At 44.2% G+C, this 17,114-nt stretch carries 13 protein-coding genes; 10 read left to right on the top strand and 3 right to left on the bottom strand.

Annotation, left to right across the window (positions count from 1 at the left end):
* Together ABNE31_RS04415 and ABNE31_RS04420 are read right to left on the bottom strand one after the other, a co-directional pair.
* Entirely contained in the window at positions 1 to 918 is a 918-nt protein-coding gene (locus tag ABNE31_RS04415; protein ID WP_349352505.1) for a FecR domain-containing protein, read from the bottom strand.
* A 49-nt stretch (positions 919 to 967) separates the two neighbouring features.
* Positions 968 to 1,495, bottom strand: coding sequence for a sigma-70 family RNA polymerase sigma factor (locus ABNE31_RS04420; RefSeq protein WP_349352506.1), 528 nt, complete (start codon positions 1,493 to 1,495; stop codon positions 968 to 970).
* Positions 1,496 to 1,629: 134 nt separating this feature from the next.
* On the opposite strand from ABNE31_RS04420, the gene ABNE31_RS04425 reads away from it, so the two are divergent.
* From ABNE31_RS04425 to ABNE31_RS04450, 6 genes are read left to right on the top strand one after another with little or no spacing between them, the layout of a single operon-like run.
* Complete coding sequence (locus ABNE31_RS04425; RefSeq protein WP_349353024.1) at positions 1,630 to 2,046, top strand: thioredoxin family protein; 417 nt, start codon at positions 1,630 to 1,632, stop codon at positions 2,044 to 2,046.
* A gap of 6 nt (positions 2,047 to 2,052) precedes the next feature.
* Positions 2,053 to 3,096, top strand: a complete 1,044-nt coding sequence (locus ABNE31_RS04430; RefSeq protein ID WP_349352507.1) for an FAD:protein FMN transferase — start codon at positions 2,053 to 2,055, stop codon at positions 3,094 to 3,096.
* Positions 3,097 to 3,106: 10 nt separating this feature from the next.
* The gene (locus ABNE31_RS04435) at positions 3,107 to 3,316 is read left to right on the top strand and encodes a DUF4266 domain-containing protein (RefSeq protein WP_349352508.1); all 210 of its coding nucleotides are present in this window, start codon (positions 3,107 to 3,109) and stop codon (positions 3,314 to 3,316) included.
* Between the two features lie 7 nt (positions 3,317 to 3,323).
* Positions 3,324 to 4,853 (top strand): DUF3570 domain-containing protein, encoded by a 1,530-nt coding sequence (locus ABNE31_RS04440; RefSeq protein WP_349352509.1) that lies wholly within the window; start codon positions 3,324 to 3,326, stop codon positions 4,851 to 4,853.
* Positions 4,854 to 4,867: 14 nt separating this feature from the next.
* Complete coding sequence (locus ABNE31_RS04445) at positions 4,868 to 6,835, top strand: sulfatase-like hydrolase/transferase (RefSeq protein ID WP_349352510.1); 1,968 nt, start codon at positions 4,868 to 4,870, stop codon at positions 6,833 to 6,835.
* Entirely contained in the window at positions 6,832 to 7,719 is an 888-nt protein-coding gene (locus ABNE31_RS04450; protein WP_349352511.1) for a diacylglycerol kinase family protein, read from the top strand. Before ABNE31_RS04445 ends, ABNE31_RS04450 begins: the two co-directional genes overlap by 4 nt.
* A 32-nt stretch (positions 7,720 to 7,751) precedes the next feature.
* Here the strand turns inward: ABNE31_RS04450 and ABNE31_RS04455 are convergent, their stop codons facing one another.
* Entirely contained in the window at positions 7,752 to 8,243 is a 492-nt protein-coding gene (locus ABNE31_RS04455) for a PAS domain-containing protein (RefSeq protein WP_349352512.1), read from the bottom strand.
* Between the two features lie 405 nt (positions 8,244 to 8,648).
* Between ABNE31_RS04455 and ABNE31_RS04460 the strand changes: the two genes are divergently transcribed.
* From ABNE31_RS04460 to ABNE31_RS04475, 4 genes are all read left to right on the top strand, one after another.
* Positions 8,649 to 9,923: a ribonucleotide-diphosphate reductase subunit beta gene (locus tag ABNE31_RS04460; RefSeq protein WP_179383546.1), complete on the top strand. Its 1,275-nt coding sequence runs from the start codon at positions 8,649 to 8,651 to the stop codon at positions 9,921 to 9,923.
* A 2-nt stretch (positions 9,924 to 9,925) separates the two neighbouring features.
* Positions 9,926 to 11,716, top strand: coding sequence for a ribonucleoside-diphosphate reductase subunit alpha (locus ABNE31_RS04465; RefSeq protein WP_179383547.1), 1,791 nt, complete (start codon positions 9,926 to 9,928; stop codon positions 11,714 to 11,716).
* A gap of 315 nt (positions 11,717 to 12,031) precedes the next feature.
* Positions 12,032 to 16,135: a gliding motility-associated C-terminal domain-containing protein gene (locus ABNE31_RS04470; RefSeq protein WP_349352513.1), complete on the top strand. Its 4,104-nt coding sequence runs from the start codon at positions 12,032 to 12,034 to the stop codon at positions 16,133 to 16,135.
* Between the two features lie 2 nt (positions 16,136 to 16,137).
* Positions 16,138 to 17,076 carry a type IX secretion system membrane protein PorP/SprF gene (locus ABNE31_RS04475; RefSeq protein WP_349352514.1) on the top strand — a complete coding sequence of 313 codons (939 nt, stop codon included), beginning with the start codon at positions 16,138 to 16,140 and terminating at the stop codon, positions 17,074 to 17,076.
* Positions 17,077 to 17,114: the final 38 nt, after the last annotated feature.

Here is a 17,114-nt window from a genome sequence, read left to right on the forward strand (position 1 = left end):
TTATTCGGACAAGGTAATAATTCTTTTGTCTTCGGAAATATGATATTCGACAGCCATGGGTTCCATGGTCGTTTTTAAGGCACTCTCAAGGCTGTTGTGAGAAAAAATTCCTGTAAACTCCCGGTTCATGTCAACGCCTTTTGTTCTAAATTCCACGGGATATTGTAGAGCAAGTTCCTCCAATACTTCGTACAAGGGCTGATTTGAAAAGGAAGAGAAACCATTTTTCCAATCTGGGGCATTCTTGGAAAGCAGTTCTTTTTGGATTTTCCCTTTCGATAGGAGAATTCCCATACCTTTTTCCAGTTCGATAATGGGATGATTTTCGTTCAATGGCATAAATATAATAGCGCCCTCGTAGCACTGTATTGCATAATCTTTTCTGTCCCTTATGTTGAATTGGGTTCCCAAAACGGAAATTTTGCCCTTGTCGGTGTTTACCGTAAAATCCTTGCCCGGAACAACATCAAAAAAAGCTTCTCCGTCAAAGTTAACGGATCGGTCTTCCTCCCAGCCGAATCTTTTAAAAGATACTGAAGAGTTGGCGTTCAGCTCAATTAGGGAGCCATCTGCAAGAAGAACGGTTTCTTTTTCCCCAATGCCTGTGGAATAGGTCTTGTACCCGAAGAAATAGGTGTATCCTGCGAAAAGTATGGCAATGCAAGCTGCCGCTACAGTAAATGACCATAACCGTTTTACCTTAGGTGTTGTTCTCCTAATGTTTTGATTCCGTGCCGTGACCAATGAGAGCGCTCTTTCCACATCAACTTTAGGGCCACTTAGGGATTTGGCCGCAGTATCAATGGCCAAAATGTCCCTGAAGACATTGGATGCCTCGAACCCTGCTAGCTCTTCCTTGCTCAATTCCCCTGCAAGCCATCGGGCCAAAAAATCTTCACTGGCGTATTTTTCTTCCATGGGTATTTGTTCTCTTATTTAAAGGACAGTTAAACAATGGTTTACCCTATTATAACTTTAAATCATTTCCAAGAAGCTCCCTTAACAATAACAGAGCCTTGCTCATCCTCCGCTCTATGGCTTTGATTCCAAGTCCCAGAATTTCAGCGATTTCGGGATAGGTTTTTTTTTCTATCCTACTTAATAGGTATACTTCCCTTTCCTTGGGCGGCAACGATGCAATCGCCTCTTTGAGTTTTTTGTGGAACTCTTCCATTTGTATCAGGTATTCTGGAGTTTCGTGATCAATGGGCCGAACAATGGTTTGCATGTGCTTTAGGACTACTTTTTCATGTGCTTTTTCGTTTAGGAAGGAATTGTTGGCGGCTCTATACAGATAAGCTTTTACCTTTTCAAACGATACTGAGGCGCATAACTTCCAGAGCTTTACAAATACATCCTGAACGATATCTTCAGCTTGTTGTAGGTCGCCGCATTTAAAATATATAAACCGGGTAACGGCTTCGTAGTGTGTACGAAATATTTGATTATAGGTTTGCTGCTCGCAAATGGATGGTTCTTCCTTGGTCGTATTCAATGTTGGCGAAACTATTTTAAATAGGGTATAAAAATAATGAGAAAAAAATAGGGTGTCCCTTCTTTTGGCTGTCTAACTATTGATAAAATGTAATAAATCTAGTTATGCAAATAAGGAAGCGGTATTCTTTTTTAATGGTATTCAGTTTTTTTTTCATTCAGCAAATCTCTGCTCAAGAATGGCAAACGAACATGGACACTGCCAAAGAACTGGCACTGAAACACGAAAAAAACATCATACTGGTCTTTCAGGGATCCGACTGGTGTGCGCCATGTATCAAATTGGATAGAGAGGTCTGGAGCACAAAGGAGTTTCAACAATTGGCAAAGGACCGTTTTGTAATGCTCAAGGCAGATTTTCCACGAAAGAAGGGGAATAAGTTGCCTGAAGAACAAGAAGCCAGAAACAAGGCCCTGGCGGCGAAGTACAATCCCAAAGGTTACTTTCCTTACGTGGTGGTGTTGGACGCAACAGGAAAGGTGCTCGGGCAGGCTGGTTATGAAAAAACAGGTCCAAAAGCCTATTTCAACAAATTGAGCTCCTTTAAATAAACAGATATGTTGAGAACAGGGCTTATATATTGTGTGTTATTCCTCTTTCTTTCTTTGGCGGGCTATTCGGGACAAACCAACTATCATTTGCGCGATGTGACCTTGCAAAAAACGGTCTATCAGCGCACCTTAAAGTTGATGGGGAGTAGGTTCGATCTTACGGTAGTGGCCGAAAATCTTGAACAAGGCAATACCTATTTGGATATGGCCGTAGCCGAAATTTCTCGAATAGAAAAGCTGATTTCTTCTTGGGACCCACAATCCCAGACATCGGCCATCAACCAAAATGCAGGACTACGACCGGTAAAAGTAGACAAAGAATTGTTCCAGCTGATCGAACGGGCATTGAAGATTTCCAAGCTTACACAGGGCGCTTTCGATATCAGTTATGCTTCCATGGACCGTATCTGGAAATTCGATGGATCCGTTACCGAAATGCCGTCACCAGACATTGTTCGTGAATCGGTCTCAAAAGTGGGATACCAAAATATTATCCTAGATCACGCCGCCCAGACTGTTTTTTTAAAGAACAAGGGTATGAAGATAGGTTTTGGTGCCATAGGTAAGGGATATGCCGCCGATAAAGCCAAAGCGCTGTTGGTGGAGCAGGGTGTCGAATCGGGGATAATCAATGCTTCGGGAGATTTGAATGCCTGGGGTGCGCAGCCTGATGGCAAGGACTGGATGGTCGCCATAATAAATCCTTTGAACAAAGAGAAGGTGTTTTCTTGGTTGCCCGTGGAAGATCAGGCCGTCGTAACATCAGGTAATTATGAAAAGTACATTATTATCAACGGCGAACGCTATACCCATATCATCGACCCAAGGACAGGATATCCCAGCAAAGGAATACTCAGCGCCACCATTTTTACCAAGAATGCAGAGCTTGCCGATGCACTTGCAACATCAGTATTTGTGATGGGAGTGGATATCGGTCTTGACTTTATCAACCAATTGAAAGGGGTGGAATGCATTATTGTGGATGAAAACAACAAGGTAATCACCTCCAAAAACATTGCCCTAAAGGAAATAGAAACTCAAAGTAAATAATATACCAGATATGAAAAAGATTTTAATTGTGCTATGTGGATTGTGTAGTCTTTCTTCTTGTGCCGTATTACATGAATATGACAAAGTGAACATCAATGATCCTGACATGGTACTGGCCGATAAAAAATTCACAAAGTTTGAGACCAACTATCAAGTTTACCGTGAAGGTGCCTCGGGCGGAAACGGGGGCAAAACCGGTGGGGGATGTGGATGTAACTGATCAAGAAATGGGAAAAATTGTTGTACTAGCATTGTTGTTTCCGCTGTTGGGATGGGCACAACAAACAAATGTTGAAGGCTATAAAAAGCGGGTGTTGGAGGCCACGGAGGTCGATATTTTGTCCAGCTATTACGAACAGGATGGAAACAATGCCTCTGTGACCGGGGGAATTGGCACGGAACAGCTAACAGATGTGGCTCCTTCTTTTGTAGTGAGCATTCCATTGAATGATGACGATGTTTTGACGGTAGACGTGGGTATTTCCACCTACACTTCTGCATCATCGAGTAACTTGAATCCGTTTGACCTGACCAACTCCAATGCTGGCTCTGGTGTTAGTGGTGCTTCACGGGGCGCTGTGGCCACTTCGGCAAAAACAGGGGGTAACCGCTACGCGGATGATGATGGTTTTGAGGATGATGACAATTTTAGCGCCGGTAGCGGATATTCGGGTGTAATCGGGAGCCCTTGGGTGGCATCTTCAGGGGCCTCCCGGCAAGATACTTGGGGAAGTGTTTCTGCGGCCTACGCCCATAGTTCCGATGATAGGAACCAGATATGGAGCGCCAATGCCTCTTTCGCTACGGAATACGACTACCTATCCTTTGGTTTTGGGGCGGGCATTACCAAACTGTTCAATGAAAAGAATACGGAAATCAATCTTAAAGGAAGTGTGTTTCTAGATACCTGGTTGCCCAGATATCCAACAGAACTGGATAGCTACCTGGAATCCGGTACCAACTTGAACAGCGGCTTTTTCAATGGCGTGGATATTTTGAACGATAACGGAGAGGTAACCAATAAGAATGGTGCTGATACGTGGCGTCCCGTGGATGGTTTCAGCCTGATTTCTGATAAGAAACGGAACAGTTTTGCACTATCGGTTTCCTTTTCACAAATATTGGGAAAGAATACCCAAATGTCCATATTTGCTGATGTAGTGCGTCAACAAGGCTGGCTGGCCAACCCCATGCAAAGGGTTTATTTTGCTGATAGACTCAATTATTTTATTGGAAACCCCGCAAGTATTCCCAATTACACTTCGTCACAGAATGGGGATGTATTTATGTTGGCCGACGACATGGAGCGATTGCCGGACAATCGAATGAAGTTTCCAATCGGATTTCGGCTGAACCACTATTTTAATGAGTTGATTACCGTTCGAACCTATTATCGCTACTATTTTGATGATTGGGGCCTTCGGGCACATACAGCCAGTGTAGAACTCCCCATCAAGGTGTTGCAAAACTTTACCTTTTACCCATCTTATCGGTATTACACGCAGAACCAGATCGATTATTTTGCACCTTTCGATACCCACCTTTCAACCAGTGCTTTCTATACCTCCGATTTTGATCTTTCAGCCTACGATGCCCATCAATACGGCTTCGGAATTACCTATACGGATATTTTCACCAAGTTCAGGACATGGAGGTTTGGATTAAAGAGCATTGATTTTAAATACAATAATTATCATCGAACCACTGGGCTAAAGGCTCATTATTTTGGTATTGGTTTCAAGTTTGTAATGGATTAATCAACAAGATATTTATGGTTAAAAAAATATTTCCATCCCGTTTTTCGATCATCAACGCTTTTGCATTGTTGTTTTTGATTGTTTCATTCGTGGTTAGGTCCATTTTCCTTGCCATGGATTTCTCTCAAGTGGAACATTCCTTTTTTGGATTGGTCAAGGTCTTTATGATAGGATTGTTCTTCGATATAGGTGCGCTGTCATTTTTTTATACGGTGGCGGCCTTGTATTTCATGTTGTTGCCCGAGAAATTCCATGGCTCGGTCGTGGACCGAATAATATGTTATCTCGGGTGGTCGCTGGGCTTGCTCATTGTCTATTTCTCCTTTTTCGCAGAGATTACTTTTTGGGATGAGTTCCAAAGACGCTTCAATTTTATTGCCGTTGATTACTTGATCTATACCTACGAGGTGGTAAAAAATATAAATGAATCCTATCCATTGCCCCTTCTTATTGGTGGTATGTTGCTCTTAGTAGTGCTCACAACATGGTACGTTAATAAGAAAGGGGTTTTTAGAAAGGCATTTCGGTCAACTACCACTTTCCGACAAAAACTGGTGCCGGCCATATTGGCCATTGGAATAATGCTTACCTATAGCGGTAAGGTTGAGAATGAAGATGCCGAGCTTTCGAACAACAGATACAACAACGAGTTGTCCAAGGCAGGAATCTATTCCTTTTTTGCAGCTTTCAGAAACAATGAGCTTAGTTATACGGACTTCTATCAAACTATTCCCGAAACCGATGCCCTAGCTGTCGTGGAGGAACATATTAAGACCCCTGCTGACAGTTTGCTCTTCCCGAACCAAAATATTCTCCGGTATGTGAAGGGAAATCGGGAACAACGGCCAAATGTAGTATTAATATGTGTGGAGAGCCTAAGTGCGGACTATTTAGGAGTTTTCGGCAACCAAAAGGGGTTGACCCCCAATTTGGACTCCATTGCCAGAGCCGAGGCCTATTTTACCGAGTTGTTCGCTACCGGAACAAGAACGGTACGCGGTATGGAGGCCATTACCTTGGCCGTGCCGCCCACCCCGGGAAGAAGTATTGTAAAGCGCGAACGTAACCAAGGTCTTTATACGATAGGTGAGGTATTTAAAAACAAAGGTTATTCACGGACTTTTTTCTACGGTGGCGATGGTTATTTTGACAATATGGACAAGTTTTTCAGCGGTAATGGATTTGATATTGTCGATAGGGGAAGAGGCTTTTTGCCCTCCGGTGATATAGTGACCGACCGCAGGAACATAGAAAATGGGGAAGTGACCTTTGAGAACGCATGGGGGGTGTGTGATGAGGATATTTTTGAAAAAGTGCTCAAAGAGGCGGACCGATTCTCTTCGGAGGGAAAGCCATTTTTTAGCTTTATCATGACGACCTCTAACCATAAGCCTTATACCTATCCAGAAGGAAAAATAGATATTCCCTCTGGTACTGGCAGGAACGGAGCCGTGAAGTATACCGACTATGCCATAGGCAAGTTTTTTAGAAATGCGAAGACCAAACCATGGTACAGGAATACGGTTTTCGTGATTATGGCCGACCACTGCGCGAGTAGTGCCGGTAAGTGGGAACTGGATGTGGCCAATTATCGAATTCCCGCCATCTTGGTCAATTTTGATGGTCTGTCACAAAAAAAGATCAACACTCAGTGCTCCCAGATCGATGTTATGCCTACCGTTTTTTCATTGCTGGGATGGGAATACAAGAACAATTTTTTTGGCAGAAACGTATTCGCCACGGATTCTTTGGAACAACGCGCTTTTATTGGCAATTATAGAAAGCTAGGATTGTTAAAGCAGACCGACCTAATGGTCTTGGGAGATGGCAAGACAGCAAATCAATATCAATGGGATCCAGAAGAGAACAGTTTGATAAAGAGTCCCCTGGACACATTGTTTTTGAATGAAGCCATTTCATATTACCAATTGGCCGATTTTCTATATAACCATGGCGGGCTGAACGCAAATCCGGGACAATGACGGACATCCATTTTATAGTGAACCCCATTGCTGGTAAAGGAGGTCAGGTTTTGGATAAGGTTACCCTGTCCAAATATTTTGATCCCCAGTACTATCATATTACTGTAAAAATCTCCAATTATGCTGGACATGCATCAAAATTGGCGGAAGAGTCGATTGGGCAAAGAGCTGAAATTTTGGTCGCCTGCGGAGGGGATGGGACCATTAATGAGGTCGCTTCTTGTTTGGTGCAAACCAAGGTACTTTTAGGGATCATCCCAACAGGTTCTGGAAACGGACTTGCCGAAAGTCTTGGTATTCCCCGAAGGCTTCAAGAGGCGGCCGATATTATTAAGAAGGGAAGGACCAGTGTGATTGATGTGGCCTTGGTAAACGGAAAACCTTTTTTTTCCAATATGGGAATCGGGTTCGATGCAAAAGTGATTTCCAATTATAATAAAGCCAATGGCCGAAGGTTTTGGGCTTATTTAAAGGCGGTTTTTAAATCCATTAGAGAATTTAAACCAGTCGAAAATATCAACGTGGAACTCAACGGGAAAACCTTTAGTGTAAATCCATTTATGTTTTTTGTTTCCAATTCCAAGGTTATGGGCTATGATATTTCCCTAACAAGAATGGCATCCATGGAAGATGGCTTGTTAGATGTGGTGGTCATAGAAAGCCTTGGTCGTGGGGAGATGCTTTTGGTGGGTCTTATGGTTCTTTTTAGATTGAATCAGTACCTTGATAAAATCCAATATTTCAAGGTAAAGGAAATTAAGCTGGCGTTTGAAGGAGGGCGTTGTGATCGTTTAATGCAGGCCGATGGAGAATTACATCATTTAGAAAATAACGAGTTAACGGTATCAATTGTTGGAAAGGCATTGAAGGTACTTGTTCCGTAGTTTTTTACAAAGATATATCGGTTCCCCCAAACTTAAGCGGCCATTAATTCCTTCTCCAGCGCAATAAAATGCGTAAGCTCCTTTTGGGAATCGTAAAGGGGCAATATTTGAATTTTGCAGAGATAAGGCTCGCCGTTCTTTCGGTGGTTGATTACGGAACCACTATACGTGTTGGTTGCCTTTAGTTGTTCCCTAATTTCGTTGGTAGTGCTTTTTGGGGTTTCCTTGCCCTGAAGAAAACTGGGCCGTTTGCCGATAGCGAAATGTTTGGTGTAACCGGTCATTTGCGTGAAACCATCGTTTACCCAAACAATGTGTTGCTTGGGGCAGGTTACCACCAGGGTGTCGTAGTTTTCCTCCAATATCAGGTTTTGGATATGGGATCCAAGATTTCCGTTAAGCACTTCCCGAAGATGTTTTAGGTCCTCCTCCTTTTTTAAGGTCTTCACCAATCGATGGTAAGCCTCCAAGTAGAAATCAAAACTCAGTAACGGGGAAATCGCCCTGTTAGCCGTAATCAACATACTCAAAATGATTTACTTGGGTCAAAAATAAAAACATTATTGAATGCTGATGGACTTTCATCAAACATTTTTTGGTGAAGGGCCTATATGGTTTGAAAAACGATCGAGTGTTTCCGAAGGATGTTTCCGTCGTTAAAATGGGCCAATGTTCGGTGTTTACTGGGACGATGAACAAGCGACCTAAAAATTGTTAAAGAACTGTGAAAAAGTATTTGGAAAAAATCGGTTTTGACTTCAATTTTTCGGAGCCCTTGATTTACGTTTGTTCCCATGGTTTTTTATCGGTGAAAAACCTAAATGTTGATAAAAGTGTTAAGAACCTAATCGGGTCAACTTAAAATTTAAGTAAAGAAAATAGGAATTTTACAGTCAAGCTATTTTTTTCAACTCCAAACCGTTTTCTTCATGCAGATTACTCAGATAACTAAAAGGGATTTTAGCACGCAAGATTTTGACTTGCACAAGATTACAAACGCAATCTTGAAGGCTATGACGGCCGTGGAACATGGCCAGATCAACGATGCGCAGACCATTGCCGACAACGTCAACCAAGTGTTGTTGGAACGTAAGAGAGAAGATGAACACTACGTACCCACTGTGGAGGAAGTGCAGGACGTGGTGGAGAACGAACTTATGGACAGTGAGTTCCACGATGCGGCAAAAGCCTACATTATTTACAGGAACAAAAGGGCCCAGATGCGTGAGTCGAATATCTTCGAAAAACGTATCAACCTAAAGCCCTATGAGTACCCGCAATTGTATGAATATGTACCTGCGATCAGACACTCGTATTGGATCCATACGGAATTCAATTTTACCAGCGATATCCAGGATTTTAAATCGGGGTTGACGGATGTGGAGCGCAGCGCCATCAAAAATACGATGTTGGCCATTTCCCAAATCGAGGTGGCCGTTAAAAGTTTCTGGGGCGATATCTACCACAGAATGCCCAAACCAGAAATCGGATCTGTTGGAGCCACCTTCGCGGAGAGTGAGGTGCGCCACCACGATGCCTATTCACACCTTTTGGAGATTTTGGGATTGAACAAAGAGTTCGAAAACTTGAAGAAAAAGCCGGTAATCATGAAACGGGTGCAGTATTTGGAGACTGCGCTCAAAAATGCCAAAAGTGAGAACGATAGGGAGTATGCCGAATCCATCTTGTTGTTCTCCCTATTTATCGAGCACGTTTCCCTGTTTTCCCAGTTCTTGATCATTATGGCGTTCAACAAACACAAAAATGTGTTGAAGGGAATTTCCAATGTAGTGGAGGCCACATCCAAGGAAGAACAGATTCATGGCGATTTTGGAATCGATGTGATCAATATCATCAAAAAAGAACATCCAGAGTGGTTCGATGACGAGTACAAGGAAATGATCCAGGATATCTGTGAGAAGGCATTTGATGCGGAGAGCAAAATAGTGGACTGGATCTTTGAAGAGGGCGAATTGGATTTCTTGCCCAAAAACTTGGTGAATGAGTTCATCAAGAACAGATTTAACAATTCGTTGGAGAGCATAGGAATCCCCAAAATATTCGACGTCGATCAAAAACTATTGGAACAGACTGAATGGTTCGACGACGAGATCATAGGAACAAAACACGGAGACTTTTTTGTAAAAAGATCCATCAACTATAGCAAAAGAACACAAAGTATAACTAGCGACGACCTTTTTTAATTATGGAGAAGAGAACACAAATAACCCCGACCGCAGACCAAAAGCAGGACAATAAAACACAAGAGCTTGTAAACGCAAGGAAAGACACCTTGTCCAAGCTAAAGAACGAAGAAAGCAAAGGCTTTGAATGGTTGAACGAATACAGCCGAAAATTTCTGGCATCCGGATATTTGACCGAAGGGGTTTCCCCAGAGGAACGAATCCGAGAAATCGGGGATAGAGCAGAGGAGATTTTGGGAATTCCGGGATACTCCGATAAGTTTTACGGCTATATGTCCGAAGGCTTTTTCTCTTTGGCCTCTCCAGTATGGTCCAATTTTGGAAAAAAGCGCGGGTTGCCCATCAGTTGCTTTGGTTCCCATATCGATGATGACATGGGGAACATCCTGTATACCCAGTCGGAGGTAGGGATGATGTCCAAACTTGGAGGAGGAACTTCGGGTTATTTTGGAAAAATAAGGCATAGGGGAGCACCCGTTAAAAATAACGGTCAAGCCTCCGGTGCCGTGCATATTATGCAGTTGTTCGAGTCCATGGTAGATGTAGTCAGCCAGGGGTCGGTTCGTCGCGGTCGTTTTTCTCCATACCTGCCCATTGACCATAAGGACATCATGGAGTTTTTGGAAATCGGAACCGAAGGGAACCCAATCCAACAATTGACCCATGGGGTTACCGTAACCAACCAATGGATGCAGGAAATGGTGGATGGAGACGCGGAAAAAAGAACCGTTTGGGCAAAAGTGTTGCAAAGAAGGGGAGAAATGGGATATCCTTATGTATTCTTCACTGACAACGCCAACGATGGTGCCGCCGATGTGTATAAGGACAAAAAGCACCGTATCCATGCAAGCAATCTATGTACCGAGATCATGTTGCCTTCCAGTGATGATTGGTCCTTCGTATGCGTACTTTCAAGCGTGAACTTACTGCACTACGATAAGTGGAAAAAGACCGATGCCGTTGAGACCATGGTACATTTCTTGGATGCCGTGATTACCGAATTTATTGAAAAATTGGAGGAATACAGGGATTCTTCGGATAGGGAAGACCAACAAACCTTCCTGTTTATGGAGCGTGCCTATAATTTTGCGAAGCAAAACCGTGCCTTGGGTCTAGGTGTATTGGGCTGGCACTCCTTGCTACAGTCCAAAAGATTGGCCTTTGATAGTCAGGAGGCTTACAACTTGAACAGTGAAATTTTTAGGGAAATCAAAGAGCGTTCCTACAAGGCATCAGAGCAGTTGGCAGAGCGTTTTGGCGAGCCCGATGTATTGAAAGGGTATGGAAGACGCAATGCTACCTTGAACGCTATTGCGCCTACCACTTCTTCCGCCTTTATTTTGGGACAGGTTTCACAAGGAATCGAGCCCATCTGGAGCAATTGTTACGTTAAGGATATTGCCAAAATCAAAGTGACCATTAAGAACCCATACCTCATGGATCTTTTGGAAGAAAAGGGTCAAAATACCCCAGAAGTATGGAAGAGCATCCGTGATATGGATGGTTCCGTGCAGCATTTGGATTTCTTGACCGAAGAGGAAAAGGCGGTCTTCAAAACCTATTCTGAGTTGGACCAATTGGACATCATTTACCAAGCGGCCAACAGACAGAATCATATCGATCAAGGGCAGTCGGTGAACATTATTGTACACCCCGATATGCCTACCAAGGAAATCAACAAAATCCACGTTACCGCATGGAAATTGGGATTGAAGTCCTTGTACTATCAGCACAGCATGAATGCCGCGCAAAAATTCAAACAAAAGAAAGACTGTGTGAGCTGCGAAGCATAACAATCCTATCAATTGAATACTTAAAAAGGGACCTGAAACAGGTCCCTTTTTCATTTAAGGTCATCCATTTCGATTTCTTGTATCCGGAATCGCAGCCGTTTCAGCTTTCATCAAAAGGACAAAATGCCACAACGAATAGCGTGTTTCTCTCTTCATTTATCGGTGATTTCACAACAAAAGCTACTTGCCCTACAACATAACTTCTCATTTTAGGCCAGTTCTTGATAAGTTTGGGTAAGCCTTGCCAGATAAGGAAAACCTCATCAACCCAGCTATGATCAAACCTCAGTCACTGCCTGTCTTCAGGAACTTTTTTTGACAGTTTTCCTCCTGTTGGCTGTTTTTCATCAAGGATATGCTCAAGATTGTGCGGTGAACGCAGGTCCAGACCTTACCTTTGACCAAGCCACCTCCGTCTTTTTGAATGCAGACACGCCAGCTGTTGGTACGGGCACTTGGACACAGTTATCCGGCCCCACCTTGGTCACCTTTGCAGATGCCAATAATCCCAGCACCCAGGTTTTCAACATGGGCTTGGGCATCTATATTTTTGAATGGACCGTCTCCGATATAAGCTGTAATACCGCATCCGACACTGTGGGGATAACCATAGAGGGGGTTGACCTTGAAATGGAAATGTTAGCCAGTAATACATTGCCCACCATTGGTGAAGTGGTCAACTTTACCATACATCTGAGCAATTTTGGAGATGTGGATGCCACCAATGTGACCATAGCCAATTTGGTGCCCAGTGGTTTTGACAATGTGACCGCCATAAATAATAGCGGAACCTTTAGTTTTTTAACTGATGAAGTCACTTGGACGGGATTGACCGTTCCAGTGGGAAACAATACGGTTACTTTAAACTTTAATGCTACCGTACAGACCCCAACGGGGACGCTAGGTGAGTTCACTCACATCGCGGAAGTCGTTTTTGCCAATCAGTTGGATAGCGATAGTAGCCCCAATAACGATGATGGAGATCAAAGCGAAGATGATGAAGCCAATGTGACTGCAGCGCCTTTGCAGGCCGATCTTTCATTGACCAAATCGGTAGTGGGCGGTGATTTGTCCCCTTTTGTGGGGCAGCAGATTTCCTTTGAGATTTCGATTTCCAACGCTGGTCCACATGATGCAACGAATGTAAGGGTGGTAGACCAGTTGCTCTCCGGCTTCAATTTTGTTTCCTATGCAGCAACGACGGGAACTTACAGTCCCGTAAGCGGCTTTTGGGAGGTGGGAACCCTGCCCAACGGAGCTACGGAAACATTGACCATCGATGTGATGGTCAATCCCTCCGGCAATTACACCAACACTACCCAAGTCATCGCTTCCGATGCCTATGATATCGATTCCACTCCGTCCAATGGAGTGTCTTCAGAAGATGACCAGAGCGATGTAGTGGTCGCACCAGCGCCATTGATAGACCTTTCACTCACCAAAACAATCGATAAATCGCCCCCATTGGTTAGCGAAAACGTCAGGTTCACCTTAACAGTGAGCAACGACGGCCCAAGTGATGCCACTTCGGTGGGGGTGACCGATTTGTTGCCTTCTGGCTACACTTATGTTTCTGACAATGGGGGTGGCGCTTACAACGACATTTCGGGTATTTGGAATGTCGGTACCGTTGCCAACGGAAGTTCGGCCAGTTTAAGCATATTGGCCACGGTCAATGCATCAGGAGATTACAATAACATAGCAGAAATTACCGCACATGATCAAAATGATGTGGATTCCAGCCCCAACAACAACATACCGGGCGAGGACGACCAAGACGGTGTTTCGGTAGTTCCAGAACCTTTGGTAGATATTTTCGTGACCAAAACTGTGGATGAACTGATTCCCGAAGTAGGTCAGGAGATTGTGTTTACGGTCACTGTGGGCAACGATGGACCTAGTGATGCCACCAATGTGGTAGTGACCGATATTTTGGCCTCCGGATATCAATTGGTAAATGCAGTTCCATCCACGGGAACCTATAATGCGACCAATGGTTCGTGGGTAGTGGGCAGTTTGCCCAATGGCAGCTCTGAAACCTTGGCTATTACCGTGGACGTATTACAGATAGGAAATTATACCAATACGGCCGAATTGACCAATGTGGCGGAGAACGATGTGGATTCCAGTCCAAATAATAACAATGAGGCGGAGGATGATCAGCAAACGGTGGAACCGATTGTGGTCCCCGTGGCAGATCTATTATTGCGGAAATCGGTCAACCAACTGAGTCCATTTGTTGGTCAGGATGTCATTTTCACCATAAATATTACCAATTTGGGCCCGAGCGATGCCACTGGGGTTGAGGTCTTGGACCTATTGCCGGATGGATATACCTATGTTTCCCATGGCACCACGGCTGGTTTGTATAGCGCAACCTCGGGAATGTGGACACTCAACGGGACTATCGCCGATGGAAGCACAGAAACATTGACGATTGTCGCCTCGGTAAACAATACCGGAGATTATTTTAATGTGACCGAAGTTTTTGCTTCCGATCAATTCGACCCCAATTCAATACCGAACAATAACAACATCTTTGAAAATGATCAAGATAGTGCTGGCACCACACCAGTTCCATCAGCCGACCTGAATGTAGCGATAAGCGTGGACAATGCAGTTCCCGATGTGGCCACTCAAATCACCTTTACCACAACATTGACCAACGAGGGCCCGAGCGATGCGATTGGAGTGCAAGTGACTCAAATTGTACCAGATGGGCTCACCTATGTTTCTGACGATTCGGGAGGAGCATTTAACCCTTCTACCGGACTATGGAATCTTGGGGCGGTTCCTTTGGAATCCCAAGCAGAGTTGAACGTTGTGGTTGAAGTAAATCCAACAGGCGACTATGTTTTTGGGGCAGAAGTGACCAATGCCATCCTATTTGATGCAGATTCCACACCGGACAACGGAGTGCTGTCCGAGGACGATCAGGACGAATTGGCTATCACACCAAGGCATGTAACCGATGTGTCCGTATCGAAAGCGGTGAACAATTTGAATCCCGAGGTGGGTGATGAACTCCTCTTTACAATTCAAGTACAAAACGATGGCCCCAATGATGCTTCAGGATTGATCATTGAAGACGAATTGGAAGATGGCTATCAATTTGTTTCAGCAGTAACCTCAGCAGGTGTCTACGATGAAATTGCAGGGTCTTGGGAATTACCTTTTCTGGCCAATGGAGCATTACAAACCTTGGAAATTCGGGCCATTGTAAAATCAACAGGCAACTATAAGAACACAGCAGAACTCATTGCATTGGATACGTATGATCCCGATTCCACACCCAACAACAACTTGGGTTCCGAGGATGATCAGGCAACGGTGGTTCCAGTTCCCGGTGGACTGGCCGATCTATCGCTGACCAAAACAGTGGATAACACGACACCCAATGTAGGGGAAGTGGTTCGTTTTGTGGTCAGCTTAACAAATAATGGTCCCTCCGATGCCAGAGATGTAGTGGTCATTGATATGTTGCCTTCAGGGTATACCTATCAATCCCATACCACAACGGCGGGTATTTACGATGCAACTTCGGGAATCTGGAACCTGAACAGAAGGGTCCTGAACCAGGATACGGAAAGTTTGGAAGTTTTAGCGATGGTCAATCCGCCAACAGGGTCGGAAGATGAGTATCGCAATGAGGCCTTTGTATCATCAAGTTTATATCCCGACCCCGATAGCAATCCATCCACTGCTATGGATGAGGATGATTTTATGGACGGTGTTGTGGATGACGACGAAGCAACTGCTTCTGTTGCACCACAGACCACCGATTTGGCCATCACAAAATCTGTGGATAATCCAGAGCCAAATATTGGGGATGAGGTGACTTTTGAAATCACTGTGACCAATTTAGGTGTTGATGATGCAACGCAGATTGGGGTACAGGAGGAATTGCCCTTGGGGTATCAATTTGTGAGTGCACAGACTTCAACGGGAACGTATGATGCCGATGCTTCCTTTTGGGAAATCGAGTGCTTGCCCGTATCCGGAACCGCCACGCTATTGTTAACCGTTGAGGTTATGGATGTTGAGGACTATCAAAACATTGTGAACATCGCCTATGTGGATCAATGGGATATCAATGAGGACAATAATAGGGCAGAAGCGTCAGTTGCTCCTAGTTGTTTGGTCGTCTACAACGAGTTCTCTCCCAATGGCGATGGTGTGAACGACTTTTTTAAGATTGATTGTATTTCCCGTTACCCCAATAACTCATTGCAGATTTATAATCGGTGGGGGAATATTGTCTATCAAACAAGATCCTATAAAAATGATTGGGACGGAACGCCAAATGGTCGCGCCATGGTCCAGCCCGAAGACCAACTTCCTGTGGGTACCTACTATTATATTTTGGATTTGGGCGACGGGTCGGAACCACGAACGGATTGGTTGTATTTAAACAGATAAGCATGGGGATTTCAAGGATACATATTACCAAGGAAATAAGGAAAATCTGTTTGATTCTGCTCTGCGCAACCCCTTTGGTTAGCTTTGCACAACAGGATCCCCAGTTTACCCAATACATGTACAACACCATGAGCGTAAACCCGGCATTTGCAGGTTCCAATGGACATTTGACCGCTTTGTTGCTGCACCGTTCCCAATGGGCCGGTCTAAATGGGGCGCCAAACACACAAGTACTCGCCGTGGATACACCTATGGAACACAAATTGGGTCTGGGGGGAATCATTTCAAGGGATGCTCTTGGTCCTTCTTCTGAAATTTCGGTGGATGGAAACGTGTCTTACACCATTCAACTGGACAGTGCCAACAGAAAGCTATCCTTCGGGATGAAATTGGGCGGTCGCATTTTTGATGTGGATTTTTCCCGCGGACTTACGGATGATGCGGATGTGGCCTTTCAAAACAACATCAAAAGTAAATTTTTCCCCACCATAGGTGCCGGACTATACTACGATACCAAAAAGGGATATTTGGGATTTGCCATTCCCAATTTTTTCTCGCAAAAGCATTACGATGGGGAGGAGCAGGAAATAGCAGCGGAGCGTTTGCACTATTATTTTATTGGCGGAAAGGTAGTGGACTTAACGCCCGATGTTAAACTCAAGCCCGCTTTCTTTGTAAAATGGGTGCTCGGCACACCGATTATTGCAGATGTTTCGGTGAATGCCATGCTCAAGGAAACTTTTCTATTTGGATTGGCTTATCGCTGGGACGACTCTTTCTCTACCTTGCTAGGGATGCAAATCGATGCCAATTTTAGCGCTGGTTACGCCTATGATCTTACAACCTCCAACTTGGCAAATTATAGCGGAGGCTCGCACGAGCTATTTGTTCGCTATGAGTTCAAATCATCAAAAAAGAAGCAAGAAGAACCAACTTTTTAGATCTTGGCCAGTTAAATGGTTACTTCCGGCCATAAATA

This window comes from Flagellimonas sp. MMG031 (genome assembly GCF_040112705.1).
In the GTDB taxonomy this organism is placed as follows: domain Bacteria; phylum Bacteroidota; class Bacteroidia; order Flavobacteriales; family Flavobacteriaceae; genus Flagellimonas.

Coding starts and splice junctions, on each gene's coding strand:
- ABNE31_RS04415 (WP_349352505.1), bottom strand. CDS start 918: ATGGAAGAAAAATACGCCAGTGAAGATTTTTTGGCCCGATGGCTTGCA.
- ABNE31_RS04425 (WP_349353024.1), top strand. CDS start 1,630: ATGGTATTCAGTTTTTTTTTCATTCAGCAAATCTCTGCTCAAGAATGG.
- ABNE31_RS04430 (WP_349352507.1), top strand. CDS start 2,053: ATGTTGAGAACAGGGCTTATATATTGTGTGTTATTCCTCTTTCTTTCT.
- ABNE31_RS04435 (WP_349352508.1), top strand. CDS start 3,107: ATGAAAAAGATTTTAATTGTGCTATGTGGATTGTGTAGTCTTTCTTCT.
- ABNE31_RS04440 (WP_349352509.1), top strand. CDS start 3,324: ATGGGAAAAATTGTTGTACTAGCATTGTTGTTTCCGCTGTTGGGATGG.
- ABNE31_RS04445 (WP_349352510.1), top strand. CDS start 4,868: ATGGTTAAAAAAATATTTCCATCCCGTTTTTCGATCATCAACGCTTTT.
- ABNE31_RS04450 (WP_349352511.1), top strand. CDS start 6,832: ATGACGGACATCCATTTTATAGTGAACCCCATTGCTGGTAAAGGAGGT.
- ABNE31_RS04455 (WP_349352512.1), bottom strand. CDS start 8,243: ATGTTGATTACGGCTAACAGGGCGATTTCCCCGTTACTGAGTTTTGAT.
- ABNE31_RS04460 (WP_179383546.1), top strand. CDS start 8,649: ATGCAGATTACTCAGATAACTAAAAGGGATTTTAGCACGCAAGATTTT.
- ABNE31_RS04465 (WP_179383547.1), top strand. CDS start 9,926: ATGGAGAAGAGAACACAAATAACCCCGACCGCAGACCAAAAGCAGGAC.
- ABNE31_RS04475 (WP_349352514.1), top strand. CDS start 16,138: ATGGGGATTTCAAGGATACATATTACCAAGGAAATAAGGAAAATCTGT.